The sequence below is a fragment of the Paenibacillus thermotolerans genome (assembly GCF_028745515.1).
Taxonomy (GTDB): Bacteria; Bacillota; Bacilli; order Paenibacillales; family YIM-B00363; genus Paenibacillus_AE; species Paenibacillus_AE thermotolerans.
This window is the reverse complement of record NZ_JAQZSG010000034.1, coordinates 14,091-37,963: the sequence shown is the minus strand read 5'-3', so window position 1 is coordinate 37,963 and position 23,873 is coordinate 14,091. Positions and strand designations below refer to the sequence as shown.

General features: G+C 55.3%; 28 protein-coding genes and 2 pseudogenes. 11 read left to right on the top strand and 19 right to left on the bottom strand.

The features are described from left to right. Nucleotides 1-141: 141 nt before the first annotated feature. Entirely contained in the window at nucleotides 142-519 is a 378-nt protein-coding gene (locus PT964_RS21750) for an ATPase (RefSeq protein WP_274365459.1), read from the bottom strand. A 149-nt stretch (nucleotides 520-668) separates the two neighbouring features. Between PT964_RS21750 and ytvI the strand changes: the two genes are divergently transcribed. Then, entirely contained in the window at nucleotides 669-1,781 is a 1,113-nt protein-coding gene (gene ytvI, locus PT964_RS21745) for a sporulation integral membrane protein YtvI (RefSeq protein ID WP_274365458.1), read from the top strand. 44 nt (nucleotides 1,782-1,825) lie between these two features. Here ytvI and PT964_RS21740 read toward each other — a convergent pair whose 3' ends face one another. The 7 genes from PT964_RS21740 to PT964_RS21710 all read right to left on the bottom strand — a co-directional run bounded on the left by PT964_RS21740 (nucleotide 1,826) and on the right by PT964_RS21710 (nucleotide 7,886). Then, entirely contained in the window at nucleotides 1,826-2,452 is a 627-nt protein-coding gene (locus PT964_RS21740; RefSeq protein WP_274365457.1) for a TetR family transcriptional regulator, read from the bottom strand. A gap of 106 nt (nucleotides 2,453-2,558) precedes the next feature. After that, nucleotides 2,559-3,731, bottom strand: coding sequence for a YhgE/Pip domain-containing protein (locus PT964_RS21735; protein WP_274365456.1), 1,173 nt, complete (start codon nucleotides 3,729-3,731; stop codon nucleotides 2,559-2,561). 144 nt (nucleotides 3,732-3,875) lie between these two features. After that, nucleotides 3,876-4,574 (bottom strand): ABC transporter permease, encoded by a 699-nt coding sequence (locus tag PT964_RS21730; RefSeq protein WP_274365455.1) that lies wholly within the window; start codon nucleotides 4,572-4,574, stop codon nucleotides 3,876-3,878. Further along, the gene (locus tag PT964_RS21725; RefSeq protein ID WP_274365454.1) at nucleotides 4,567-5,490 is read right to left on the bottom strand and encodes an ABC transporter ATP-binding protein; all 924 of its coding nucleotides are present in this window, start codon (nucleotides 5,488-5,490) and stop codon (nucleotides 4,567-4,569) included. Before PT964_RS21725 ends, PT964_RS21730 begins: the two co-directional genes overlap by 8 nt. A 141-nt stretch (nucleotides 5,491-5,631) precedes the next feature. Next, entirely contained in the window at nucleotides 5,632-6,567 is a 936-nt protein-coding gene (locus PT964_RS21720; RefSeq protein ID WP_274365453.1) for a sensor histidine kinase, read from the bottom strand. Between the two features lie 3 nt (nucleotides 6,568-6,570). Next, nucleotides 6,571-7,266: a response regulator transcription factor gene (locus PT964_RS21715; RefSeq protein WP_274365452.1), complete on the bottom strand. Its 696-nt coding sequence runs from the start codon at nucleotides 7,264-7,266 to the stop codon at nucleotides 6,571-6,573. An 11-nt stretch (nucleotides 7,267-7,277) separates the two neighbouring features. After that, a complete protein-coding gene (locus PT964_RS21710) occupies nucleotides 7,278-7,886 on the bottom strand; it encodes a LysE/ArgO family amino acid transporter (protein ID WP_425262782.1) in 609 nt (202 codons plus the stop codon). A gap of 134 nt (nucleotides 7,887-8,020) precedes the next feature. Here PT964_RS21710 and PT964_RS21705 point away from each other — a divergent pair, with 134 nt between their 5' ends. From PT964_RS21705 to PT964_RS21690, 4 genes are all read left to right on the top strand, one after another. Then, nucleotides 8,021-8,842, top strand: a complete 822-nt coding sequence (locus PT964_RS21705) for a transporter substrate-binding domain-containing protein (RefSeq protein ID WP_274365451.1) — start codon at nucleotides 8,021-8,023, stop codon at nucleotides 8,840-8,842. A 23-nt stretch (nucleotides 8,843-8,865) separates the two neighbouring features. Next, complete coding sequence (locus PT964_RS21700) at nucleotides 8,866-9,522, top strand: amino acid ABC transporter permease (RefSeq protein WP_274365450.1); 657 nt, start codon at nucleotides 8,866-8,868, stop codon at nucleotides 9,520-9,522. Nucleotides 9,523-9,527: 5 nt separating this feature from the next. After that, nucleotides 9,528-10,250: an amino acid ABC transporter ATP-binding protein gene (locus PT964_RS21695; protein ID WP_274365474.1), complete on the top strand. Its 723-nt coding sequence runs from the start codon at nucleotides 9,528-9,530 to the stop codon at nucleotides 10,248-10,250. A gap of 166 nt (nucleotides 10,251-10,416) precedes the next feature. Next, nucleotides 10,417-10,626 (top strand): YrzA family protein, encoded by a 210-nt coding sequence (locus PT964_RS21690; protein WP_274365449.1) that lies wholly within the window; start codon nucleotides 10,417-10,419, stop codon nucleotides 10,624-10,626. Nucleotides 10,627-10,642: 16 nt separating this feature from the next. Here PT964_RS21690 and PT964_RS21685 read toward each other — a convergent pair whose 3' ends face one another. From PT964_RS21685 to uptA, 5 genes and pseudogenes are all read right to left on the bottom strand, one after another. Further along, nucleotides 10,643-10,864, bottom strand: coding sequence for a DUF2905 domain-containing protein (locus PT964_RS21685; RefSeq protein WP_274365448.1), 222 nt, complete (start codon nucleotides 10,862-10,864; stop codon nucleotides 10,643-10,645). A gap of 9 nt (nucleotides 10,865-10,873) precedes the next feature. Continuing rightward, on the bottom strand, nucleotides 10,874-11,500 hold the full coding sequence (locus PT964_RS21680; RefSeq protein ID WP_274365447.1) for an MBL fold metallo-hydrolase: 627 nt from the start codon (nucleotides 11,498-11,500) through the stop codon (nucleotides 10,874-10,876). A 15-nt stretch (nucleotides 11,501-11,515) separates the two neighbouring features. Beyond that, nucleotides 11,516-12,082 (bottom strand): thioredoxin family protein, encoded by a 567-nt coding sequence (locus PT964_RS21675; protein ID WP_274365446.1) that lies wholly within the window; start codon nucleotides 12,080-12,082, stop codon nucleotides 11,516-11,518. Between the two features lie 73 nt (nucleotides 12,083-12,155). After that, nucleotides 12,156-12,569: pseudogene (locus PT964_RS26440) on the bottom strand (nuclease-related domain-containing protein); the annotation flags it as partial. A 30-nt stretch (nucleotides 12,570-12,599) separates the two neighbouring features. Beyond that, a pseudogene (gene uptA, locus PT964_RS21670) lies at nucleotides 12,600-13,202 on the bottom strand (undecaprenyl phosphate transporter UptA); the annotation flags it as partial. Between the two features lie 244 nt (nucleotides 13,203-13,446). Here uptA and PT964_RS21665 point away from each other — a divergent pair. Together PT964_RS21665 and PT964_RS21660 are read left to right on the top strand one after the other, a co-directional pair. Further along, entirely contained in the window at nucleotides 13,447-13,812 is a 366-nt protein-coding gene (locus PT964_RS21665) for a cupredoxin domain-containing protein (protein ID WP_425262783.1), read from the top strand. A gap of 48 nt (nucleotides 13,813-13,860) precedes the next feature. Continuing rightward, entirely contained in the window at nucleotides 13,861-14,172 is a 312-nt protein-coding gene (locus PT964_RS21660; protein WP_274365445.1) for a dehydrogenase, read from the top strand. 340 nt (nucleotides 14,173-14,512) lie between these two features. On the opposite strand, the gene PT964_RS21655 is transcribed toward PT964_RS21660, so the two are convergent. Next, a complete protein-coding gene (locus PT964_RS21655; protein ID WP_274365444.1) occupies nucleotides 14,513-14,893 on the bottom strand; it encodes a VOC family protein in 381 nt (126 codons plus the stop codon). 112 nt (nucleotides 14,894-15,005) lie between these two features. On the opposite strand from PT964_RS21655, the gene PT964_RS21650 reads away from it, so the two are divergent. Beyond that, a complete protein-coding gene (locus tag PT964_RS21650) occupies nucleotides 15,006-15,770 on the top strand; it encodes a sulfite exporter TauE/SafE family protein (protein ID WP_274365443.1) in 765 nt (254 codons plus the stop codon). A gap of 71 nt (nucleotides 15,771-15,841) precedes the next feature. Here the strand turns inward: PT964_RS21650 and PT964_RS21645 are convergent, their stop codons facing one another. Then, nucleotides 15,842-17,119: an MFS transporter gene (locus PT964_RS21645; protein ID WP_274365442.1), complete on the bottom strand. Its 1,278-nt coding sequence runs from the start codon at nucleotides 17,117-17,119 to the stop codon at nucleotides 15,842-15,844. A gap of 317 nt (nucleotides 17,120-17,436) precedes the next feature. Further along, a complete protein-coding gene (locus tag PT964_RS21640) occupies nucleotides 17,437-19,047 on the bottom strand; it encodes a gamma-glutamyltransferase family protein (protein WP_274365472.1) in 1,611 nt (536 codons plus the stop codon). A gap of 101 nt (nucleotides 19,048-19,148) precedes the next feature. Here PT964_RS21640 and PT964_RS21635 point away from each other — a divergent pair, with 101 nt between their 5' ends. Further along, nucleotides 19,149-19,841: an SOS response-associated peptidase gene (locus PT964_RS21635; protein WP_274365441.1), complete on the top strand. Its 693-nt coding sequence runs from the start codon at nucleotides 19,149-19,151 to the stop codon at nucleotides 19,839-19,841. Between the two features lie 5 nt (nucleotides 19,842-19,846). On the opposite strand, the gene yyaC is transcribed toward PT964_RS21635, so the two are convergent. After that, entirely contained in the window at nucleotides 19,847-20,368 is a 522-nt protein-coding gene (gene yyaC / locus PT964_RS21630; protein ID WP_274365440.1) for a spore protease YyaC, read from the bottom strand. Between the two features lie 94 nt (nucleotides 20,369-20,462). Between yyaC and PT964_RS21625 the strand changes: the two genes are divergently transcribed. Continuing rightward, on the top strand, nucleotides 20,463-20,687 hold the full coding sequence (locus tag PT964_RS21625; protein ID WP_274365439.1) for a DUF1128 domain-containing protein: 225 nt from the start codon (nucleotides 20,463-20,465) through the stop codon (nucleotides 20,685-20,687). A 64-nt stretch (nucleotides 20,688-20,751) separates the two neighbouring features. After that, the gene (locus PT964_RS21620) at nucleotides 20,752-22,179 is read left to right on the top strand and encodes an RsmF rRNA methyltransferase first C-terminal domain-containing protein (RefSeq protein WP_274365438.1); all 1,428 of its coding nucleotides are present in this window, start codon (nucleotides 20,752-20,754) and stop codon (nucleotides 22,177-22,179) included. A 475-nt stretch (nucleotides 22,180-22,654) separates the two neighbouring features. Here the strand turns inward: PT964_RS21620 and PT964_RS21615 are convergent, their stop codons facing one another. Together PT964_RS21615 and PT964_RS21610 are read right to left on the bottom strand one after the other, a co-directional pair. After that, a complete protein-coding gene (locus tag PT964_RS21615; protein WP_274365437.1) occupies nucleotides 22,655-23,548 on the bottom strand; it encodes a CPBP family intramembrane glutamic endopeptidase in 894 nt (297 codons plus the stop codon). 112 nt (nucleotides 23,549-23,660) lie between these two features. After that, nucleotides 23,661-23,837 carry a hypothetical protein gene (locus tag PT964_RS21610; protein WP_274365436.1) on the bottom strand — a complete coding sequence of 59 codons (177 nt, stop codon included), beginning with the start codon at nucleotides 23,835-23,837 and terminating at the stop codon, nucleotides 23,661-23,663. Nucleotides 23,838-23,873 lie beyond the last annotated feature (36 nt).

The following is a 23,873-nucleotide window of genomic DNA, read 5'->3' as shown; positions in this document are numbered from 1 at the left end:
GCTCCTCTCCCGCAAAACAGTACAATTTTTCCATTCCACTATTATGTTATCGGCATCCGGTTCCCGATCGTAAAGACGAACGGCGAAAAAAATGAAATCCGCGTCTCCCTGCTGTGCAGGAACCGCGGATTTCGGCAGCATTTATATCCAGGCGCGCAAATTGATTTGCTTTACGAAATCGGAGGACGACACCGCATCCTTGCCCGATTCCTGCGGCGTCTCTTCTTCGTCCCCGTTCATCAGTTTCTTAAACAACGCTTCGTTGCGGGTGGCGAGCGCGAAATCGATTAACGCCTCCCGTTCGATACGCTCCGCTTCCCTCTGGATGAGCGATTCTTCCAACTCGATATCCTCTTTGGGGACGAATACATGCTTATTCAGCTTCGGGATGCGAACGACGTAATCAAACACATTGTCAGCATTGCGGTCGTATGCGATGATATATCCGTGATCGCCGATCGGTAAATTTTGTTCGAATTTGTCGCCTACGATGATTACTTTCTGTCCAAGCCGCATCATTTGCCGCTCCCCCTCCCTTGAGGTGTTTCCCAACTTTTTATCATTATATGAATTCTAGCTTTGCAAGACAACTGTTTCGGGTAAAATAGAATTATCGTTCAAGCCTATTTGCTTCATTCGTGCCGGATTGCAGAAGGAGAGAGTATGCATTGTTAAACTTTTACCGCAAGTATTACAAAACCGCTTTCGATATCGCCTTGATCGTTCTTACCGTGTGGCTGGTCATGTCCGCTTTCAGCTTCGTGTACCGGATCGCCACCCCGATCATTCTCGCTCTGGTGATCTTCTATTTCATCGAGCCGATGGCGCGGTTCATGCACAAGCGGGGCATGAAAAAAACGATCGCCGCCGCCATCGCCATCCTCATCTTTATGCTCATCATCTTAGCGGTCATTGTCGGGCTCGGCGCCGTAATCGCCACGCAAATCATCGGATTGCAGTCGACGATCACGGACAACGCCGCACTGATTACGGACGAAATAACGAAGGGTATACAATACGTGCAGGAACGGGTCAACGCCCTGCCGCCCGGCAGCATAGAGAAGATGCAGGAGTATATAGGTATCGTAACGTCTAAGGCCGGAACTTTCGCCAGCTCGCTGCTCGGATATTTCGTCGGTCTGATGACGAGCTTGTCGACCTTCATCGCCAACTTCTCGATCGCTATCATTCTCGCTTATTTCTTGAGCATCGAGATTCCGTTCTGGCGAAGCGTCGCCGACGAGAAGACGCCGAAGACGTTCAAGAAGGCTTTCGCCTTCCTGCGCGACAACGTATTGAAAGGCATCGTCACCTACGTGAAGGCGCAGCTGAAGCTGATCAGCTTCACCTTCATCATCATACTCGTGTCGCTGCTCATTCTTCGAGTCGATAACGCGCTGTCGATCGCTATGCTCGCCGCCATATTCGACGTTCTGCCGCTGCTCGGCGTATCCGCCGTATTTTTACCGTGGATCGTGTACTGCTTTATCGTCGGCGATCTGTACCTTGCGATCGGCTTGACCGTCGTGCTCGGCATCGTGCTGCTGTTCCGGCAAATTATGGAGCCGAAAATTACCGGCGATTCGCTGGGCGTCTCCGCCTTTACCGTACTTTCGGCGATGATGATTTCGCTTTCGCTGTTCGGCGTGGCTGGCTTGATTCTCTCCCCCGTCCTGATCATTCTGCTTAAAGCATTGTATGAGCAAGGCTATTTGCAGCGTTGGATCCGCATGCCCGCCGAAGAATACGAGACGGATAAAAACCCCGCCGCTCAAAAGTAGCATACTGCGACTGAGGCCGCGGCCGGAAGGAAGCTTTCTTCCTTCTAGCCCCGGCTTTTTTGTTCGGGAATATGTCCGCCGGCGTTCAGCGCGTTGAAAATAAATACGGTCATATCGCGAATCATGTCTTCAGGCGGCTGTTCGCCTTCCGAAAACAGCGGGCTGAAGTAATACTTTTTTTTATGAAACAGCATCGTTCCAAGCACCGACATAAGCGTCGTATCCAAGGAACGGAAATGAAATATTTCTTGCTTCCGCCCCAGCTCCAGCACTTCCTTCAGCTTCTGCCAAATCGGAAGCACCCTCCTTTGGATATATTCCATGCGCGGCGAACGCATCAATATTTCCTGCTCCATGATGTTGATCAGCTCCGGGTCGCTCATGCGGAACAGACTGACTCGCTTGATCAATTCCGACAAGGCGCGGGCCGGATCGTTCATCAGCGGCTCAAACTGCTCGATCGTTTCGGAACCTGGGAAAAAGTCGTCAAACAGCGCGTAGAACACATTTTCCTTTCCGCCGAAATAGTAAGACACCAGGGCAACGTTCGCTCCCGCCTCCTCGCAAATTTGCCTTACCGTCGTAGCGTTAAAGCCTTGCGTTGAAAACAGCTTTTTCGCTCCCGCCAATATTTTCGCTCTCATATCCGGGCTTGCGGCTTGTCCTTGCATACGATCAACCCCTTATGCATCTTGCGTGCCGTTATATCTTATTTAAGCTTAAATGAAGCGCGGTTTCAAACCTTGTGAAAAAAGCGCCCCGTAAAGGGCGCAGCGGTCAGCTTGCGGGTCGCTCCGTATTCAAAGCAGGATGGAGTGCCGTTGTACCGCGTTTCTCTCTTCGGGCGGCGGCGGCCAAGACGCTCAGCACGAACGCGCCGCCAAGCACCCATAAAAGACCTGCTGCAGGCGCCGCGGCGCCCGGGCCGCCGAAGAGCAAATTCATCACTCCCTCTACGGCATAAGTTGCCGGAAACGCATTGCCTAATCCGTAATAAAAGTCGGACAACAGCTCTCTGGGAACCATCGCCCCCGAAGAGACGAGCTGCGCGGACAGCATAACGATGTTGAACACCATGCCGCCAGGTCCAAGCAGCATTACGAACACCTGAGCCGTAGTCATGAACGTGAACAAAAACAAAGCCTGGAAGAGGAACAGCGCCGCAAAGCCTTGCTCGGCCGCGCCGCCGAGCAGCGTGACGAGCGATGTGCCGACAAGCGCTACGAGGAGGGCCGCTCCGATATTAATCGCTTGTCTGGCGGCAAACCGGCTCCATCTGGAATGGCGCCCGGAAACCGCAAGCGACGCTTGCTCCAGGTTCATCGCCAGCAGCATCGAGCCGACGTAGGAGGCAAGCACCATCATCATCGGCACCATCTGCTTCGACATGCTCGCTACCGGATGCGAATAACGGAATTCGCCCGTTACGCGTTCGGAAAGCCCGGCCGCCATAGCCGCCGCCTGCTGCTCAGGCACTTTTACCGCAGATAAAGCGGCTTGCGCGCCCGTTTGCACCGCCATCCGGTTTACCGCTGCGGTAATGCCGGCAGCCGCACCGCTCATCATATTTTTAACGGTTGCCGGGTTCGACTCATTAATATAATACTCCAGCGTTCCTTTCGTCTCCGCCGCCGACACTTCCGCCGTAAAATCAGCCGGAATATGCACGATCATGTGCACGTCGCGATTTTCCAGCATCTGTTGGGCGGACTCCAAATCGTCCGCACCGACCGTCTCGAACGGCAGCGCTCCCCCGATTCCTTCCGCCGCTTTGGCGCCGAGTCCCGCATCATCGTTAACGATCGCGACTTTCATATTCGCAGCGTTGTCGGTCACGCCGTCATAGCCCGTCATCCATACGATGCTGAAAATCAGTTGGAACATAACGGCGGAGGCGATGCCCACCTTCGCGGCAGGCTGCTTCAGCAAAGCAATCCATGTGTTTCTCATCTCTTTACCCACTCCCATTAAACAAATGTTTTAATTAAACGTTTGTTTAAGAGTATAAACGCCTATATTTCCCCTGTCAAGTAAGTTGTTATTCGTTCAAAAAAAAGGCCGTCACAATGAAGTGAAGGCCCAAAAGCACGGTTACTATATATCCCCCAACCGGTTCACCAAAGCCACCGACAAATAAACGCTGACCATGCCCAACATACTCATCACCGCGTATATAGTATCCGTACTCAGCGTGATATGAAGCAAGCCTGCGAAATTCGGAAATTGCATGAGAAATACCGCGCAAATAACGGTTGGCAGCACCGCCCTCTTCCAGATCCCGAACAGAAACAGCGGAACCAGGCTAATGAGCGCGACAACGGCGGAATGAACGATCATCCTGGCGGTATAGGTCATGATGACCCCCATCGTCAGCTCTCCGCGAATGACGTAAAATAGTTGATCGAATACATAGGTTGCGATGCCGGATAGCACAAAAGATATCAGGGTACACACGAAAACCGCGAGGACGATAAACAACACTTTCGCCGTAACGAGCTTTTTTCGGCTGACAGGATATCCGAAGGAAAGAGACATCGTTTTATTTTTGTACTCTTCGATGAATACATGATTAATAAGGGAGGCCCCGAACAAAATAAATCCCATTTGGACCGCCAACATCAGCGGAATGACGTCGGAATAACTGTGCCCGAAATCGACGAATGCAGATTCGGCAAATACGATTTTAAGTAAAAATACCGGCAAAACCATAAGAATCACCCAATAGACGATCACTTCGCCGAACACTTTGTTTTGCTCTAATTTTCTCCACTCCAGCTCGATCAGCTTATTCAACGTTTCCGCCTCCCTGGATTTGATGATAAAAATAATCCTCCAGCGTACTTTTATGCTTATGGATTTCCTCAATTTCAATATCGTGAGCGATTAACATTTTTGAAATTTCGCCGAGGGACGGGGCCGCATCATAAATCCGGATTCTATTGTCCTTTACGATTTTCATATTGACGATTCGGAGCTCATGTTCAAGCAAATAGGCGGATTTTTGCACATTCGATGTCACAAGCTCAATATAATCGGTCCGCAGCTTTCGAACATCCGCGAGCACCGCTTCACTCGCCAATGTTCCGTGTTGAATGACGCCGATTTTGTCGGCCACCTGCTCAATTTCCCCCAGTATATGGCTGGAGAGGAGAAAGGTAATGCCGTATTCCTTGTTGAGCATCCGTATTAACTCTCTCATGTCTTTAATGCCGATGGGATCCAGTCCGTTGGTCGGTTCGTCCAGCACGATCAGCTCGGGCTTCGTGATGATCGCCCGCACGATCCCCAAGCGCTGCTTCATGCCCAGCGAGAAATCCTTCACCTTCTTATCGTCGACCCCTTGCAAATGGACCATATCCAGCGCTTGGGCAATAGCCTTCCTGTCGTAAAAGCCTATATACTCGCAGTGAAGCCGAAGATTTTCCATTGCCGTTAAATGCTCGAAAAATATCGGATATTCAATGATGCTTCCGACCCGCTTCAATCCTTCCTTTGAGGTTTCGGCAAGCTTCTTGCCAAACAGTAAGATTTCTCCGGAAGTGGGAACGGATAGTCCGGTGAGCATTTTCATAATCGTTGTTTTCCCGGCGCCGTTAGGTCCGAGCAAACCGTAGATCTCTCCTTTTTTTACATGGAGATTTACATTTGAAACAATGGTTTTGCCTCTAACCGCTTTTGTCAGATCGTGGGTTCGAATGACGTCGTTCATTGAAGCGGCCCTCCCGTCTACAAATCGTTTCTTGAATTTCCTCTATCATAAATCAGGGAGTGCATGTTTTTTCTTTCTTATTCCTTACAAGTTTCTTAAGTACATAAAAAGGCGTTCGGAACGAACACCTCTTCGGGAAGTCTAATATGCCGCTTGCTTAAAAGTACAGGTGAACGTCGTTTTTTCAAACGGCCGGCTCGTTAATCGAATCGATCCTTCCATCGCCTCCGTCAACCGTTTCGAAATGCTAAGGCCTAATCCGCTTCCCTGAAATTCCGGGTTTCGGGCATCGTCTAATGTATATAGTCTTTCGAATACTCGGTCTTGGTGCACCTCCGCAATTCCTTTTCCCCGATCCCATACGTCGACGGCAATCGCTTCCCCTTCTTCCCGAACCGTTACACCGAATACGCCCCCGTCGCTTCCGTACCGAATCGAGTTGGATATTAAATTGCTGAATATTCGATGCAGCGCCTGCTCATTGCCCATAATATAAAAGGGCCGCTCCGGAATTTCGAGCTCTACCCGAAGCCCCCGAGATTGCAGCAAATCATAAAATTCGAGTACGCTTTGACGGCAAATCTCATTGATCGATAGTTTGGTCAACGGGATGTTATAGTCTTCCGACTCGATTTTAACAAGGTCAAAAAATTGGTTAAGCAAGGAGACCAAACCGTTTACTTTATCGTTCAAACGCATGATGACCTGCTTTTCCTCTTCTTCGGTCATCGGTTTCCCGTGATACAGCTTCTCGGCATAGCCAAGAATGACGGTCAGGGGAGTTTTCAAATCATGGGACATGTTCGATATCATTTTCTTCAAGCTGTCTTTGGTTTTGGCGTAATCCGCTATTACCTTCTGGTTGTAGTCCAGAAGACGGTTCATTTGGATGAGCAGCCGCCGAACGGCTTGATGTTCGGTTTGGAAGAGCACCTTCTCGGTCGTTTCGTGTTCGATAATGTCGGCTATTTTATCCGTAATTTCATGCAAATTGCGATTCCATCTTCTTCGGGAAAAATATTGCCAGCCGTTCAGAATAAGTAAAAAGGCAATCATCGCGCATAAGATTATGACCATACATTACACACCCAGCTTATAACCGATTCCCCAAACGGTGCGAATATATTGAGGGTTTGACGGATCGTCTTCTATTTTTTCACGAAGTCTGCGGATATGAACATTAATGACGTTCTCATTCCCGTAATAATCGTCTTCCCAAATGAGTCGATAGATTTGCTCCTTGGTGAATACCCGGTTCTGATGAGTTAAAAATAGTTTCAAAATATGGAATTCCTTAGAGGTGAACTGCACGTCCCGGCCTTTGACCTGTGCGGAGAAGGTATGAAAATCAAGGATTAGGTCCTTAAACTGTATCCGATGCGCGATTGGCCGGCTTTCCGTTGGGACATATTGCGTCGCTCTGCGGATGGCCGCCTGCACTCTGGCAGTCAATTCAATCATGGAGAAAGGCTTGCTTACATAATCGTCGGCGCCGAAGCCAAGACCCAGCGCCTTATCGAGGTCGCTGTCCTTTGCCGATATAATCAAGACGGGAACGACGCTTTTTTCCCTGATCTTCTTAAGCAAATCCATGCCGTTACCTTTAGGGAGCATCAAATCGAGCAAAACAAGATCGAACCCCTCCCCGTCAATTCGTGCTGCGGCTTGTTCGCCGTCCATTGCGGTAATTACATCATAATTTTCCTTTTTCAAATGGCTTTCAATTAACCGGCTTATTTCCATGTCGTCTTCCACAAGCAGAATGCGTCTCGGCATACGTTATCCCCCTAGACAAACAGCGAATACAGCAAATATCCCGCGGAACCCCAAATCAACAGCGCCGAAACGCGGTTCATAATAAACAGCCCGCGTCCGGAAGCATCCAGCTTGCCCAGCAATGTGCCCGCAAGCGCCAGCGAGAAAAACCAAACCCAAGAAACCGCCGCGCATGTCAGCGCAAAAACAAGCCGGTCCGTCCCTTCATAGCTTAACGAGCTCGTTCCGATGACTCCGATCGTGTCTAATATCGCGTGCGGATTAAGCAGCGAAACCATCATGGCGAAGGCGACCTGCTTCCTCGGAGGGAACGCTTCGCCGAGCTCGCTCCTTTGCGGCGCGGCGCTGTTCTTCCATATCGTAACGCCCATATACATTAGAAATAATACGCCCGCCGAGATCAGCGCGAGCCTGACCCAATCGAAGGCGAGCACGACGACCGATACCCCGTAAACGGCAGCCATAATGAGCAGCGTGTCGCACAGCGACGCCGTCAGCACGGCCGGAACGGAATGAACATAACGCCTCCCCAGCACTCCCTGATTGAAGACGAAAATATTTTGGACGCCGAGAGGCAATATTAAGCCGAGCGCCAGTAAAATACCGTGAAGGATCATCATGTCACAACCTTTTTTTGCTAGAATCCGGTTTCATTCTATCTATTTATTGTCCATTTGTCGATTTCTTGTTAAACTGATTCAGAAATTTATTGTTTTAATAATAAATTAATCATTGACAAGGAGTGTTTCTACAGATGAAAAAGGGGTTCGCATTTGCACTCTGCACCATGCTGGCGGTCGGCTTGCTGGCAGGCTGCGGCGCCAAAAACCAAGATCAAACGCAAGGCAGCGGCAACGCCGGCGGGAAAACATACGTGATCGCGACCGACGCCGCCTATGCGCCGATGGAGTTCATGGATAAAGATAAGATTTCCGGCTTCGATGCCGATTTTATCGATGCGGTCATGAAAGAAGCCAACCTGAAGTACGAATTGAAAAATGTCGGCTGGGATACGCTGCTTGAAGCGGTAAAATCGGGCAAGGAATATGACGCTGCGGTTTCCAGCGTCACGATTTCCGACGAACGCAAACAAACGTATGACTTCTCCAGAGCGTACTTCGAATCCACGAATATGATTTTGACGAAGGAAGACAGCTCGATCCAAAACGCGCTGGACCTGAAGGATAAGAAGGTTGCCGTCCAAGTATCCACCACTGCGGACATCCTGATGTCCGGAATTATGGGTGCCGACAACGCGAATCTGAAAAAATTCGACAGCAACGCGGTCGCTTTGATGGAGCTCGATTCGGGCGGCGTTGACGCGGTCGTTGCCGACATGGCGGTCGTTGCGGAGTATGTATTGAACAACCCGAATAAGAAATTCAAATCCATTATCGACCCCGACAACTTCGGGTCCGAATTCTACGGCGTGCTGCTGCCGAAGGGAAGCGAGCTGAAGGCGAAGCTTGACCCGGCCATCCAAGCGGTGATTGAGAACGGAACATATGCGGAAATATATAAGAAATGGTTTAACGGTAATGAGCCGGATACGGCAAAACTGTTGGAACAACAATAATTATCGATTGAAGGGGCGTCCCTATGGATTTTCGTTTTGACTTAATTACCGGATATTTGCCGCTGCTGCTGAGAGGAGCTTTAGTCACAATCGGCATTTCCGCCGCGGGCGTCGTCTTCGGGTCCGTGCTCGGACTGGTGCTGGCGTGGGCGAAAATGTCGGCTAATATTATCGCTTCCTATTTAGCCAGCGGGTATATTCACCTCTTCAGAGGAACGCCTCTTCTCGTTCAAATTTTGATCGTGCATTTCGGCCTCGTCCCTCTGGTCATCGGCAAGACGGATGCCATTACCGCCGCTATAGTGGCCTTATCGTTAAATTCCGCCGCCTATACGGCGGAAATTTTCCGGGCCGGCATTCAGTCGATCGACAAAGGGCAAACCGAAGCGGCGCGGTCGCTCGGCATGTCGCATGCTCAAACGATGCGCTTCGTTATTTTGCCTCAGGCGGTCAAGCGGATGATCCCGCCGTTCGGCAACGAGTTTATCGTGCTGGTGAAGGATTCCTCGCTCGTATCGATTATCGCCGCCCAAGAGCTGATGTATTGGACCAGCGCGTTCCGGGGGCAGTACCTTAGAGTGTGGGAGCCTTATTTGACGGCTGCGGTCATTTACTTGATTTTAACCTACTCCCTCAGCAAGCTGCTCCAGTATACGGAGAGGAGGCTGAATAAGGCATGAGCGCAATGATTCGCGTGGAAAACATCAACAAAAGCTTCGGCAAGCACCATGTGCTGAAAAATATTAACCTCGAGGTTCGGCAGAAAGAGGTCGTCGTCATCATCGGGCCGTCCGGCTCCGGCAAATCGACGCTGCTTCGCTGCCTGAACCGGCTGGAGAGCTACGATACCGGCGACATTGCGGTCGAAGGCGCGTCGCTGAACGTAAAGGATTCCGAACTGAACCGGATTCGCACCGAGATCGGCATGGTGTTCCAATCGTTCAATTTGTTCCCGCATTTGCGGGTCATCGACAACATTACGCTCGCCCCGCTGCAGGTTCGTAAGCAATCGAAGGAAACGGCGGTCGCCAAGGCGATGGAGCTGCTGACGAAGGTCGGACTGGCGGAGAAAGCGAACGCATTCCCGGCCTCCCTCTCGGGAGGTCAGGCGCAGCGTGTCGCCATTGCCCGGGCGCTTGCGATGGAGCCCAAAATTATGCTGTTCGACGAGCCGACGTCCGCGCTTGATCCTGAGATGGTCGGCGAGGTGCTGGCCGTCATGAAGCAGCTCGCTTCGGAAGGCATGACGATGGTCGTCGTGACGCACGAGATGGGCTTCGCCCGCGAGGTGGGCGACCGCGTCGTCTTCATGGACCAAGGCGTCATTCTTGAGCAAGGGACGCCGGAGCAGCTGTTCGATACGCCGCAGAACGATCGGACGAAGCTGTTTTTGTCCAAGGTGCTGTAACGGATAGAAAGGCTCCCTCGCGCATTCGTGAGGGAGCCTTTTTTTGTGCGTTTTGTGCAAGAAGTAACGGAACCGTTTGTCCGCTAATCAGCACCCCTCTTTGAATGCCGGCCGTTTTTGCTATAATATGAAATGCCGAACTTCTGAAGAAAGGTGGTTGCGTTCCATGGACTTCGTTCTGGATAAAATCGAGAACAAAATCGAGTTTTTCGAGGCGTACGATCTGAAGTCGCTGGAGAAAAAAATGGAGGAGCAGATCGAAAACAACAAAGCGTTGTTGTTAACGGTCCACTCCGTCCAGCATCAGGTCACGTTCGACCCGCTTCGCAATAAAATGTTATACACCGCGCTGGTTCACTTCAAAGCAAACCGGTAGCGCAAACCGCCCGAGGTTACCGGAACAACCGGAACAAATACATGATCAAAGAGCCGGCGACGCTAATTACAATGCACGTGACGATCGGAAAGTAAAAGCGTACGTTCTCCTTCTCGACCGCAATGTCGCCGGGCAGTTTGCCGAGCCATTGCAAATACTTCCCCCCGAACTGCCAAACGAGTCCCGCTATGATCAATACGACGCCTGCCGCAATCAGAAACTTCGCCGCCGGATTCATACCGCATCCTCACACATAAGGATTATTTTCTTTTTCATACGCGATCGTCGTCTTCGGTCCGTGTCCGGGCAGCACGACCGTCTCCCCCGGCAGGCGAAACAGCTTGTCGTGGATCGAGTCGTACAGCTCGCGGCTGCTGCCGCCCGGCAGGTCGGTTCGCCCGACGCCGAGCTTGAACAGCACGTCTCCGCCGAACGCATACCCGCCCCATACGATCGTCACGCTGCCCGGCGAGTGGCCGGGAGTATGCAGCACGCGGAACGTCTCGCCCAGCAGCTTCAGCTGCATGCCGTCATCGAGCGCGTGCTCCGCCGGCTCCGTCGTTACCGGACCGGTAACGTCCGGCCACCTCGCGGAGCCGTTCAGCTTCGGGTCCGTCAGCCAATCGGCCTCCGCATCGTGCAGGAACACCGGACAGCCCTTCAGCTTGCGCAGCTCGTCTACGCCGGCCATGTGGTCGAAGTGGGCGTGCGTCAGAACGATCGCCTCGATGTCCATTCCCTCGATTCGCTTCAGCAGTCTTTGCGGGTTTTGCCCGGGGTCGATCACGAAGCCGCGGTTTTTGTCGGCGTCGAATACGAGATAAGCGTTCGTGCTTAGCTGGCCCAACGCGAATGTTTCGATTTGCAGTGTCATGCTCCGATGCCTCTCTTAGAACGTCGAAATAAGTTCGCGCAGCTCTTTCACGATCAGCTGCCGGTAGCCGGTACCCTCGCCGTACCGCGCCATAATTTCCTTACGCGTCTCGGCCAGCTTCTCTTGGTAATCCGGCGCTTCCCGGTCCGGATTTTCGGCCTTGAACCGCACCATCGGCTCCTGAATGTAGGTCGGACGCGGACCCCACTGACCGAGGACGAAGCCGCCCGTATCGACGAAAATAACGACCGGAATCGACCTGCCGCCCAAAATGAGGAACTGGTCCATGAGATCCATATGCTGCTCCTGCACGAACATTTCCGTCGGAACGCCGCCGGCTTCCATCGCCTTCAGCACGACCGGCACGTTGCGCACGACGTCCCCGCACCAATCCGCCGCGATAATGAGACAGCGCAGGTCGTCGCGGTTGTTCAAGCTTTCAAAAAACTCCTTGTCGTCCTCGTTCTTCCATTCGAACGCCTGTCCCCATTCAAGAAATTTATCCTGATTTTTCGTCATCCCGTCGATAAAGGCTTGCGGGGAAATCCCCTTGCCCATTTTGTCCGCTAATTGCTTTGCCATACGTTTCCCGCCTCCGTTCGTTTGTGTACGCCCCTATTTTACCAAAAGCTGCCCCCGCAACCAACCCGACCGATCATTCGGCGACCGTGCTGGCGCGAATCAATGCCGCGATCGTTTGAACCGCCTCGGAGTCCAACGTATGCTTCGCCTTGCGCTCCCGTATGTACCGCGCAAGCTCCTTCACGCTTACAACCGCGAAGGCCGAGCCGCTTTGCCGCATCCGCGGGTCCGGTTCCTCCGCAACGAGAACGCCGACTGTGTCGGCATTGATCCCTTCCGAGCGGAGAAGCTCCTTCAGCGCATACTCGCTCCGGTAGAGCGGCGAAGTCGGGTCTTGCCCGTCCTGAACCTCCGATTCGATATGGAACAGCCCGTTCGGACCGACCGCCAAATAGTCGAACCGCTGCTCGCGGCCTCCCGCGCGGACATTCACGCCGTTAAAGACGACATACCGCTCGCCGAGCTTCGCAAGCTCGCGTTCCGCGGATTGCTCTTCGGAGGCTGCGCGGGCTTCCGCTTTGCCCGCTCGTTCCTGACGGCCGCGGTACCATTTCCACGCCGCGTACATAACGAGCAGCGCCACCGCCGCATAAATCGCCGGCTGCACATAAGAGCCTGCAACCTCGTCGATATTTTCCCAGTTTTCGCCGAGCGACTTTCCGAGGGCAATAAACAGGATCGACCACGGAATAACGGCTAGCGTCGTCAGCAGCGTAAAGCGGCCGAGCGGCATGCGGGCGATTCCCGCCGGAATCGAAATCGCGTGCCGGACGACGGGAATGAACCTGGCCGTAAAAATAACCCCTGTGCCGTAACGGTCGAACCATTTTTCCGCTATATCGATGTGGTGCTTATTGATCAGTATGTACTTGCCGTATTTCTCCAAAAACGGGCGCCCGCCGTACCTGCCGATCCAATAGACGAACAGCTGGGCGATCGTTCCTCCGATCGTGCCGAATAGAACTGCGCCTTCAAACGAAATTTGTTGTTTTGAAACAAGGTAACCGCCGTATGAAAGCACGATTTCGCTTGGAATAACTTCCACCATAAGACCGATCATAATGCCCCAATATCCGAGCTGCGCCACCCAATCCAATATCGACATAATCATATCGTGCATTCTTGAACCGCCTTTGCCGTTTGCTTGAAAATTGTTCGTCCCTATCCATTGTAATGTATTCTCCCGCCCAAAGAAACATGTCCCGCGTAAGTGGGGCTCGTCATATTCGAAGGTAACAAGGACATACACTGATACAAAAATGTGACGGAGGGACGTTACCGTGAACCGAAAAGTGTTGTTCGTGCGGAAAGGACAGCTTCTGGTGCTGGCTTTCGGCTTATGCTTCATCGCATTCATTACGATCATGTGGGAGCGCAGCGAAGCGGAGCCGGCGGATGCGATGCCCGTTAGCGAACGCGTCTACCATTTGGTGACGGGCGAATTCAAAACGACGACCAAGGACGGAAAAGAAATCGAAGCGTACCGGTGGGATCCGGGAACGATATTCGTCAAGAAGGGCGAGAACGTCAAGCTGGTGCTGTACGGCGTGAACGGGGAAAGCCATCCTTTCGTCATCGAGGGGCTGAACATTCAAGGGACGGTAACGAAGGGCAAGGAAACGATCGTCAATTTTCACGCTTCCAAGGAGGGCGTTTTCCGCATCATTTGCTTCGCGCACCCGGATGCGGCCAACAACGGCCCGATGATCGGTTATATTGTCGTGGACTGACGCCCGCTTCCTTTCCTGCATAAGATGTGGGGAAGGAGTGAGCTGGCCATGAAACAGCATACCGAAAAGCACAAATCGACCCTCCCTACGCCCAGAGCCATCAGGCGGGCATGCAGCCGCGAATTGTACCGGACGGTCAAGCGGCTGAATATATTCATCCCTGACGACAAGCTGTCGGCTGCGGAGGATTTGTATTACCGCAAGGTGATCGACAACGTATTTTGGATTTACGAGCACCGGGACAACCGCAAGAAGCAGGCCGATTGGTTCGTCGAGGAGGTCGCTCCGGAAATCGCCGCGCTGTGGGAAGTGGACGCCGCCGCGGTGGCGCGGGCGTTTCGCGACGGGTACGGCGGTTGAGGCGATTTGCGCGTACGGCGGGTATTACGGGTTCGGCGGTTGAAGCGGATTGTGCGTACGGCGAGTACTACGGGTTCGGCGGGAATGGCGGCGGCTGCGGGTTAAGCACACTGTGAGTTGCTATTGCGCCCTTTTTACCGCGGTCCGGGAAAATAAGCAAACTACAGATTGCTATTTCGCCAAAATGCCCTTGTTCAACCGCTAAAACAGCCGAATAGCAACTCGTAGTGATGCTAATTTTTTCGGGGACCCCGAAATCAGCCGAATAGCAACACCAGGTTTGCTTCTTTCCCGAAGAAAGCCCGGCGCTCGTCATGGACGATGCCGGGCTTCTCTTCGTTTATGTACGCGGTTGAAACATTTCGAGCTGCTCGCCGCTTGGGCCGTAGAAAAATGCGATTTTGATTCCGCCAAGGATCGTACGAGGCGTTTCGTCGATCAGCCGGACGCCAGCTTGCTTGAGCCGCTCGAGCTCCTGCTCGATGTTGTCCACCGTGAAGGCGACATGGCCCACAATGCCGTTCTCGCTAAAGGAATCGTCCCAGCGCGAAATCAGCTCGATTTCCACGCTCTCCTGACCCGGAAAATGCAAAAATACGAGCTCCACCCCGTTGTCGAGCTTCTCCCGCCGGTCCAAACGCATGCCTACGATTTCCGTATAAAACCGGATCGACTCCTCGATATTTTTGGCCATGATGCCGATGTGCTCCAGCTTTTTCATAGACGCTTGCCCCTGCCCTTCCCAGTAAATTTTACCATTATTGACCTTATGCCTATAACTGCTATACTTCATTATGTTTCTACTTCACGATTGTAGCGGAAGGGGCCGTATTTTGGAATCATTAAGTGTCGATACGCTATTATTTCTTGTCGCTGCAGGCTTTATTGCCGCATTCATCGATTCGATCGTCGGCGGCGGCGGTCTGATCTCGCTCCCCGCTCTCCTGCTGGCCGGACTGCCCGCAGGCGTCGTTCTCGGAACGAACAAGCTGGGGGGCACGATGTCCTCCATGACGAGCACGGCCTCGTTCCTGCGATCCGGCAAAATCGACTTGAAGCTGGCGCTCGCTCTGTTCCCTCTGTCGTTTGCGGGTTCGGCACTCGGATCGTGGGTCGTGACGCTCGTGCCTTCCGATTTTCTAAAGCCGCTTGTCGTCGTGCTGCTCGCGCTGGTGGCCGTGTATACCGTGTTTAAGAAAAACTGGGGCAAGGACGCCGTTTACCGCGGGCTCACCAAGCGATCCAAAGCGCTGATCTGCGTCGCGGCGGCGGGCTTCGGCTTTTACGACGGTTTTTTCGGTCCCGGTACGGGCTCGTTTCTGCTGTTCGCCTTTCTGCTGCTCGGCTTCGACTTCGTGCGCGCGGCCGGCAACGCCCGCATGCTGAACTTCGCCAGCAATATCGCGAGCCTGCTGACCTTCATCGCGTTCGGGCTCGTAAACTTCGCTTACGGGCTTCCGATGGGACTGGCCATGATCGCAGGCGCCTGGGTCGGCTCGCAGTTTGCAATCCGCAAAGGCGCCGCCTTCGTGAAGCCGCTGTTTATTTCCGTAACGTCGCTTCTGATCGGGAAGCAAATTTGGGACTTGATGATGTAGCAGCGAAAAAAATCCCGGAGTTCTCCGCTAAAGTCGGCCGGAGCTCTCGGGATTTTTTATTTGAACAGCATTTATTCGGGGTCCGGCAGCTTATACGTCAGGATGCCGAGCAGCGGCAGTACGCAAGCGCCGATCATAACGGCCTTCAGCCCGAACGCGTCGGCGAAGCCGCCGAGAACGACGGCGCCCAAGGCGCCCATGCCGAACGCGAGTCCGACGATGAGTCCGGAAGCCGTTCCGATATGGTTCGGCAGCAGCTGCTGCGCATAAACGACCGTAACCGAGAAGCCGAGCGCCAATATAAGCCCGAGCGCCATCATGACCGGCACGACCCAAAACTGGCTGACGAACGGCAGCAGCAGCGCGAACGGCGCGGCTCCCGCCATCGATACGAAGATGACATGCCGAGCGCCGAACCGGTCGGCAAGCGGACCGCCGAGGAACGTGCCGACGACGCCTAAGATACCGAACAGAAACAGCGGAATTTGCGCATGCTCGACGGTTTCCCCGTAGGTCGTTGCGTAGAAATACTGGTAATAATTCGCTATTGCCGCGTGGTAGGTCGAGCGGGCAAACACGAGCAGCACAAGCAGCCCCAAGCCGAACCAAACATATCGGGGAATGCCGGCTTTCGGCTTCGGTTGCTGTGCGGCTGCGGCCGTTTTTTCCGTTTCGGTGTAATTCGGCTGCGCTTCCGGCTTCGGCTTTTCGCGCAAATGAAGATTGCTCTTGTACCAGCGGGATACGACGAATGCGATCGCCGCTCCGACTGCGGCTACGAGCGTAAACCAAATCGCCGCCGCTTGGCCGAACGGATAAAAAATATATTTGGTCATGAGCGGACCCGTCGAGCTCCCCCCGTTGCCGCCTACCTGGTAGAGCGATTGCGCCAGCCCTCTCCGGTTGCCCGACGACAAATAAATAACTTTGGAGCCTTCCGGATGGAAGATAGCGGAACCGAGCCCGACGAATACGACAGATACAAGCAGCAGCGCGTAATTCGGGGCGAAGGCGACGCCGACCATGCCGAGCAGGCTCATCGTCATACCGATCGGGAGCTTGTAGGGGGACGGCTTTTTGTCCGAGTAGAAGCCGATCAACGGCTGCAGCACCGATGACGTCATATTCAGAGCGAACAGGATAAATCCGATTTGCGTGTAGGTTAAGGCCAGCGACTCCTTAACGACCGGAGCGATCGCGGGGATGACCGCCTGCATCGTGTCGTTGAGCATATGCATCAAGCTCACCGCGAGGATGATCGGGAAGACGGTTTTGGCCGCCTGCGTCCCGGCTCCGGTCGACGCCGCCGGCCGTGCGGGAGCAGTCCCCGGTGCTGCTGTGTTGGACATGGACAGGACTCTCCTTTATTTATGCGATAGTACCAGTCTAGGAACCGACCTTAGCGGCGTCAAGGATTTTTTTGGGAGACAACCCCTCCACGGCCCGAAATTTCAGTGATTCATCCAATTAGTGAGGTTTCACCGCGTTATTTCAGCCGCTTCGCCCAAGTTGGAAGAAATAGTGAAGCGTGACCGCCTTATTTCGCTATTTTCGCCCGTCATTCCGGCGAATCAGCGCAAATAGTGAGGTTTCACCTCACTATTTCGTATGCTTAGCCCGGATTGGGCGGAATAGTGAGGCGTGACCTCCTTATTTCAGCCGCTGCCTAAAATACCGCCGCCGCGCTGTCGGCTCGAGGCTCGACGCCGCCGATCAGCACGCCGCCTTCGCCGCGCACGATGATTTGCCCGCGGCCGAAGCCGCCCGAGCCGAGCGCCCGGCGGATATTATGGCCGCGGCGCGATAAGGCGAGCGCCACCGACTCCGGCACGCCGTGCTCCAGCTCGACGGTTAGCCCGTCGACCCATTGCCAGCGCGGAGCGTCAAGCGCCGCCTGCGGATTTAAGCCGAAGTCGATCATGTTCATGACGACCTGCATATGCCCTTGCGGCTGCATGAAGCCGCCCATCACGCCGAACGGTCCGACCGCCTCGCCGTCCTTCGTAAGAAAGCCGGGAATGATCGTATGGTACGTTTTTTTGCCGGGCTCGAGTGCGTTCGCATGGGTTTCGTCGAGCGAAAAGTTGTGCCCGCGGTTTTGAAGCGAGATGCCGGTCCCCGGCACAACGAGACCGGAGCCGAAGCCCATGTAATTGCTTTGGATGAACGAAACCATGTTGCCGTCGCCGTCTGCGGCGGCTAAATAAACGGTGCCGCTCGCGTCGGGCCGCCCCGCCTCGGGCTGGCGCGCCGACTCGCCGATTAAGGCGCGCCGCTCGGCGGCATATGGGGCGGACAGAAGCAGCGCGGGATCGATCGGCATTTTGTCGCGCTGCGTGATGTACCGCTTGCCGTCCGCGAACGCGAGCTTCATCGCCTCAATCTGCATATGGTACGACTCTGCGTCCTCACGCGCCTTGCATACGTCGCCGGAAAGCATGTTCAGCGCCATGAGCGCGATCATGCCTTGCCCGTTCGGCGGAATTTCCCAGACGTCGTAGCCTTTGTAGCGAACCCCGAGCGGCTCGACCCATTCGGGCGCATACGCCGCCAAATCTTCGGCGCGCAAAAATCCGCCATGAGCGCGCGAAAACGCGTCGACCCGCTCCGCCAACCCGCCGCGGTAGAACGACTCCGCGCCGCTTTCGGCAATTTCGCGGAGCGTCGCCGCATGAGCCGGCGAACGCCACAGCTCGCCGATGGCCGGCGCCCGCCCGCCGGGGGCGAACAGCTCGAACCACGGCTCGAACTCTGCGCCTGTTAAGACGCTGCGGTACCGCTTCTCCGCCAGCGACCAGTAGTAGCCGACCGTCGGAGACACGGGGAAGCCTTCCTCCGCATAGCGGATCGCAGGCGCCAGCGACTCCGTCAGCGGCAAACGGCCGAACCGGCGCGCCAGCTCCGCCCAAGCGGAGGGAGCGCCCGGCACGGTGACCGGCAGCCAGCCGTGGGTCGGCATCGCATCAAAGCCCGCCGCGCGGACGGCGTCGATCGTAAGCGACTGCGGTGCGGGACCGCTGGCGTTCAAGCCGTGCAGCTTGCCGCCGGTCCATACGAGCGCGAACGCATCGCCGCCAATGCCGTTGGACGTCGGCTCGACAACGGTTAAGCAGGCAGCCGCCGCGACCGCTGCGTCAATTGCGTTACCTCCCCGGCGCAGCGCCTCGAGCCCCGCCTCCGCGGCCAGCGGATGCGAGGTCGATACCATCCCTTTGCGGGCATAAACTGCGTTTCGGCGGGACGGATACGGATAATGCAAAGGATCGAATGAGACCATGGACATCCGCCAACTCCTTCTATTCGCACGTTATGTAACGCCTCTTGAATCGCATGATGCATGGGATTATTATACAGAGAAAAGAAAGGACGGAGAAGACGATGTGCGGAAGATTCACGCTGACGGCCGAGTGGGGACTGGTGAGGGATTGGTTTTACATCGAGTTTATGGAGCAGATGGAAAAAATCGCGCCCCGCTATAACGCGGCGCCCGGTCAACACATTCTCGCGGTGCTGGCTCACGAAGGCAAACGCCGAGCCGGGTTTCTCAAGTGGGGACTGCCTTCACCCGCCGCCGCAAAACGGAGCACGCCGCTCATCAACGCGCGCGCCGAGACGCTAGCCCAGCGGCCGACTTTTCGGACGCTCGTCGCCCGCAAACGGTGCATTATTCCCGCGGACGGCTTCTACGAATGGAAAGTAAGCGACGGCAATAAGAAACAGCCGCTCCGCATAACGCTGCGGGACAGGCCGTTGTTTTCCTTTGCCGCGCTGTATGATACGTACCAATCGGAGGACGGTGCAAGGCACCATTCGTGCGTCATCGTGACGACCGCCTCCAATCGTTTCATGTCGCCGATCCATGAGCGGATGCCCGCCATCCTGCGCCGGGAGGACGAGGAGCTATGGCTCGACCGCAGCGTAACCGACGCGGACCGTCTGCTGCCGCTGCTTTCCCGGCAGCCGAGCGAAGAGATGCAGGCGTACCCCGTGTCAACGTCGATCGGCAACGTACGCTGGGATGAGCCGGAATGTATCGCTCCTGCCGGCGACACCGCCGGATTTACCGGTTAACGTCTTCAACCGTTGCCGAATATTTCACTCACCGCCGACACGATCTGCTCCGCCATCCCCATCACACGGTGCAGCGACGTTGTCTGCAGCACCGCGAACTTATTGCGCGGCCCCGCCGTATTGACGATGCCCGCAATGCCGTAATCGCCGACGCCGGGCAGCTCGCGCCCGAGCGACGCCCCAGGCAGAACCGGACCCGCGGACACTTGATATTTGCCCACCGATTCCGCTCGGCCGAGTCCGGCATCGACCGCTATGACGACGCCGCGGCTATCGTCCGGCACCGCTTGCAGGGCCGATAGGAACGCAGGCAGCGTGTTCGCGTCGCAAGGCTCCTCCAGCGTGCCGATCACCCGGACGAACCCCGCTTTACGGAGGCTGGTGCCGACGAGCGGGCCAAGAGCATCCCCCGACGAACGATCGGTCCCGATGCACAAAAATGTAACCGGCTGAGCTCCGATCCCCATTTTTACATCGTGCAGAAATCTCCTGAGCCCCGCCCCGTCAACCGTCTCAATATAGTTCAAATCCGGATCCCTCCTCTCTGTTTGGTGATGGCAAAGCATTTTTGCGGGATACGTGTTACAATGGTGCAAATAAATTAGGAAAGGCGCGTGTACGATGGATCTCAGCAAACCGTCCCAAGAAAATGCGGCGTTCATGGTGGAGGAAATTACGAAAAGATTGCGGATGGCCACCGGAGCTGCGGTCAAAGCGGTCAATATCAGCCAAGAGCAGTATGAGGATCTCCTCGATATGTACGAATTGGTAACGAGCAAGGACCGATACAGCATCAGCGAAATCGAAGCGATCGTCTCCGAGCTCGGGAAGCTGCGCAATACGTAAGTAACATTACCGAAATCATCATAACATGTGAAAAAGGTTCGAAAAAGGTCGGAGGATTCGAGCAGTGACGGAATTTGTTTTGCCTGCCGCATTTGAGCGTCGAATGCGGGATATGCTGGGGAACGAAGAGGCGGAGGCGCTTTTCGCTACCTATACGGAAGGTAAAGCGCAAGGCTTGCGGGTGAATCCGCTGAAGGTGCCGGACGCCGGACAGTTGGCCGGTATGGTGCCGTTTCGGCTGACGCCCGTACCTTGGTGTGCGACAGGGTTTTATTATGACTCGGCGGATGCTCCGGGGAAACATCCTTACCATGCGGCGGGAGTGTATTACATCCAAGAGCCGAGCGCGATGTACGCCGCCGAGTCGCTAGGCGCGCAGCCGGGGGAGCGCGTCCTCGATTTGTGCGCCGCTCCGGGCGGGAAGACGACGCATATCGGCGGCGCTATGGGCGGACGAGGCTTGCTCGTCGCCAACGAATACGAGCCGAAGCGCGCGAAGGCGCTGTCGGAGAATGTCGAACGGCTCGGGCTGACGAACGCCGTCGTGCTGAACGAGACGCCGGAGCGTCTCGCTTCGGTATTCCCCGGCTTCTTCGACCGGGTGATGGTGGACGCCCCCTGCTCGGGCGAAGGAATGTTCCGCAAAGACCCGGACGCGATCGCGCATTGGAGCGAGGCGCACGTGCTCGCGTGCGCCCGGCTGCAGGCCGGCATCCTGGATGCGGCCTATGCGATGCTGCGGGAAGGCGGCGTGCTCGCCTACTCGACCTGCACGTTCTCTCCGGAGGAGAACGAGCGGTCGATTGCCGCGTTTTTGCAGCGCCATCCGGATGTGACCGTGCTCCCGCTGCCGCTGGAGCACGGGGTTGCCGGCGGCGTGCCCGCGTGGGCTTCGCCGCCGCAGGACAGCGCCGCGCGGGCGGCGCTCTCGGCCACAGCGCGGCTGTGGCCGCACCGCCTTCGCGGCGAAGGGCACTACGTCGCCTTGCTGCGCAAGGGCGCGGAGACGCCGGCTTGGCGCGGGCGGGTTGGCGCGGGCGCTTTTGCCGGCAAGCAGCAGCTCGCTCTGTACCGCGAATTCGAGAAGAAAGCGCTGAACGTCACTTTAGGTGGCGGCGAAGGCGGCGGAACTTTTGCGCTGCTCGGAACGCAGCTGTATTTGCTGCCGGAAGGCACGCCCGATTTGTCCGGATTGCGGGTCGTGCGCTCGGGGCTGCATTTGGGCGAGCTTAAGAAGGACCGGTTCGAGCCGAACCATGCGCTGGCGCTGGCGCTTCCGGCGGAAAGCTTCGCGCACCGGATCGAGGTCGGCGGTGCGGACGACCGCTTGGCGAACGCGTATTTGCGCGGCGAGACGTTCCCCGGCGAGAGCGGCGGCGACCGCGGCTGGCTGGCCGTCACCTATGACGGGTTCCCGCTCGGCTGGGGGAAGGAATCGAAGGGGACGGTCAAAAATTTTTACCCGAAGGGGCTGCGCCGGCTCGGCGTTTAGACGGGTTACGCTATTCACTATGGAAAAAGTATGTTTATGTCTGGTCGTGCTTTTTCCATAATCTCTCCGAAATCAAGCCGGTTCCGGCTATTATGGAAAAAGTGTGTTCATGATCGGCAGTTCGAACAACGCGTTATGAACACACTTTTGCCAAACGGACATTTCTCGGGTGGAAATAGCGTGGAATAATGACGAAACCGCGGCCAAACATAGACACACTTTTGCCATAGTTGCTGTATCTCGGGAATGTGACCTGCTTATATAGCAAAAAAAACTGACCATCGGACCATCTAGCCCGTTGATCAGGGATTTTTTGAGCGCAGCCTCAGATTTAGCACCAAAATGTGGTATTAACGCACACCTTTCGTCCTCAACCGACTCACTTAGCACCAAAAAATAGTGCTAACGCGCCGCCCGACCGTCTGGTTACCGGTCCCTCCAGGGGGCGCCCCACTTACCCCTGCCACAGCCCGCGCTACCCGGCAGCCCGAGCCTTCCTCCTGCGCAGCACTAGCACCAGCACGCCGATCGCCGCAAGCGAAACGAGCGTATCCGCGAAGCTGCCCTCCAGCCCGAACGCTCCGCCGGAAACGAACGCGTTCCACTGCTCCAGCCGTACGATCGAGGAGGTTTCGGTGCCGGACACGGCCATCCCGTACACATCCCCCTGGAAAAAATTCCACGTAATATGCATGCCGATCGGCACCCACAGCCCGCCGCTCCATTCTCTCAACAGCGCCAGCAGCACACCCGCCAGAAACAGGTTCAGCATCGGAAAAGCACTGTCCCACACCGCCGGGTTCATCGAATGCAGCAGCGCAAACAGGACGGACGAAACGACCGTTGCCCATACTGCGCCATAATGGTGCCTGACGAGCCCATACGTATACCCGCGGCTGAAAATTTCCTCGCTGAAGCCTACGGTTATGAACAAGATCAAATCGAGCAGCAGCCCTTGAACGACCGCGGAATCGAAAGCCGTTCCGGTAATCCGCACGCCTCCAAGGCCCAAGATAATGAGAAAACCGACACTGATAAGCAAAATGCCCAACCCAAGCCCCTGCGCCAGCTTCCTAAAGGCACCGAGCTGGCGCAGCCCGAGCGGCCAGCCCGCCTTCTTCTCGAAAGCGGCGTACATGAGCAGCGCCGCGCCGATGGCCGAAGCCGAGCCCAGCGTGTTCACGATCGTGTTAAGCCCTTTATACGACTCCAGTTGTTCTACAAATGCGAGCGGATCCCCCACACCTCCGGACGTCGCCGCAATATAAATACCGGCAATCACCATTAACGGCATGGCAACCATCATCGCAAATGCAAAATTCAAAACGTTTGCAAGCGACAGCTTCCCTACCACTTTCCAAAAGCGCACGAACCCTCACCCCAAATAGCTATATAATGGCAACCCTCCTATTCTATCAAAAACGTTATTTTTTATCTATTCCCAAACCCGCTCAACTCCGCACAAATTCGTTCCGGCACGGTCACTGCATCAACTCATCGGCGTCAACCAGCTGATCCGCACTCACCCGATACGTCTCCACCTCGGACACGGCGACTTCAATTTCGCTGCCCGCCACTTCCGTCACCGTACCTTCGCCCACCTGATCGATTTCCACACGCTGTCCGACGCGTACACGAACAACTCCGTCACGTTCCATAAAAAAATCCCTCCAGCCTTTTTCCTTAGTTTGGCT

Excerpts from the sequence above, each read along its gene's own strand:
- PT964_RS21720 (WP_274365453.1), bottom strand. The coding sequence starts at position 6,567 with ATGGTCATAATCTTATGCGCGATGATTGCCTTTTTACTTATTCTGAAC.
- PT964_RS21710 (WP_425262782.1), bottom strand. The coding sequence starts at position 7,886 with ATGATGATCCTTCACGGTATTTTACTGGCGCTCGGCTTAATATTGCCT.
- PT964_RS21735 (WP_274365456.1), bottom strand. The coding sequence starts at position 3,731 with ATGAGAAACACATGGATTGCTTTGCTGAAGCAGCCTGCCGCGAAGGTG.
- PT964_RS21750 (WP_274365459.1), bottom strand. The coding sequence starts at position 519 with ATGATGCGGCTTGGACAGAAAGTAATCATCGTAGGCGACAAATTCGAA.
- PT964_RS21705 (WP_274365451.1), top strand. The coding sequence starts at position 8,021 with ATGAAAAAGGGGTTCGCATTTGCACTCTGCACCATGCTGGCGGTCGGC.
- PT964_RS21655 (WP_274365444.1), bottom strand. The coding sequence starts at position 14,893 with ATGAAAAAGCTGGAGCACATCGGCATCATGGCCAAAAATATCGAGGAG.
- PT964_RS21665 (WP_425262783.1), top strand. The coding sequence starts at position 13,447 with ATGTGGGAGCGCAGCGAAGCGGAGCCGGCGGATGCGATGCCCGTTAGC.
- PT964_RS21685 (WP_274365448.1), bottom strand. The coding sequence starts at position 10,864 with ATGAATCCGGCGGCGAAGTTTCTGATTGCGGCAGGCGTCGTATTGATC.
- PT964_RS21690 (WP_274365449.1), top strand. The coding sequence starts at position 10,417 with ATGGACTTCGTTCTGGATAAAATCGAGAACAAAATCGAGTTTTTCGAG.
- PT964_RS21625 (WP_274365439.1), top strand. The coding sequence starts at position 20,463 with ATGGATCTCAGCAAACCGTCCCAAGAAAATGCGGCGTTCATGGTGGAG.
- PT964_RS21695 (WP_274365474.1), top strand. The coding sequence starts at position 9,528 with ATGATTCGCGTGGAAAACATCAACAAAAGCTTCGGCAAGCACCATGTG.
- PT964_RS21660 (WP_274365445.1), top strand. The coding sequence starts at position 13,861 with ATGAAACAGCATACCGAAAAGCACAAATCGACCCTCCCTACGCCCAGA.
- PT964_RS21675 (WP_274365446.1), bottom strand. The coding sequence starts at position 12,082 with ATGGCAAAGCAATTAGCGGACAAAATGGGCAAGGGGATTTCCCCGCAA.
- PT964_RS21715 (WP_274365452.1), bottom strand. The coding sequence starts at position 7,266 with ATGCCGAGACGCATTCTGCTTGTGGAAGACGACATGGAAATAAGCCGG.
- PT964_RS21740 (WP_274365457.1), bottom strand. The coding sequence starts at position 2,452 with ATGCAAGGACAAGCCGCAAGCCCGGATATGAGAGCGAAAATATTGGCG.
- PT964_RS21645 (WP_274365442.1), bottom strand. The coding sequence starts at position 17,119 with ATGTCCAACACAGCAGCACCGGGGACTGCTCCCGCACGGCCGGCGGCG.
- PT964_RS21725 (WP_274365454.1), bottom strand. The coding sequence starts at position 5,490 with ATGAACGACGTCATTCGAACCCACGATCTGACAAAAGCGGTTAGAGGC.
- PT964_RS21610 (WP_274365436.1), bottom strand. The coding sequence starts at position 23,837 with ATGGAACGTGACGGAGTTGTTCGTGTACGCGTCGGACAGCGTGTGGAA.
- PT964_RS21700 (WP_274365450.1), top strand. The coding sequence starts at position 8,866 with ATGGATTTTCGTTTTGACTTAATTACCGGATATTTGCCGCTGCTGCTG.
- PT964_RS21635 (WP_274365441.1), top strand. The coding sequence starts at position 19,149 with ATGTGCGGAAGATTCACGCTGACGGCCGAGTGGGGACTGGTGAGGGAT.
- PT964_RS21680 (WP_274365447.1), bottom strand. The coding sequence starts at position 11,500 with ATGACACTGCAAATCGAAACATTCGCGTTGGGCCAGCTAAGCACGAAC.
- PT964_RS21640 (WP_274365472.1), bottom strand. The coding sequence starts at position 19,047 with ATGGTCTCATTCGATCCTTTGCATTATCCGTATCCGTCCCGCCGAAAC.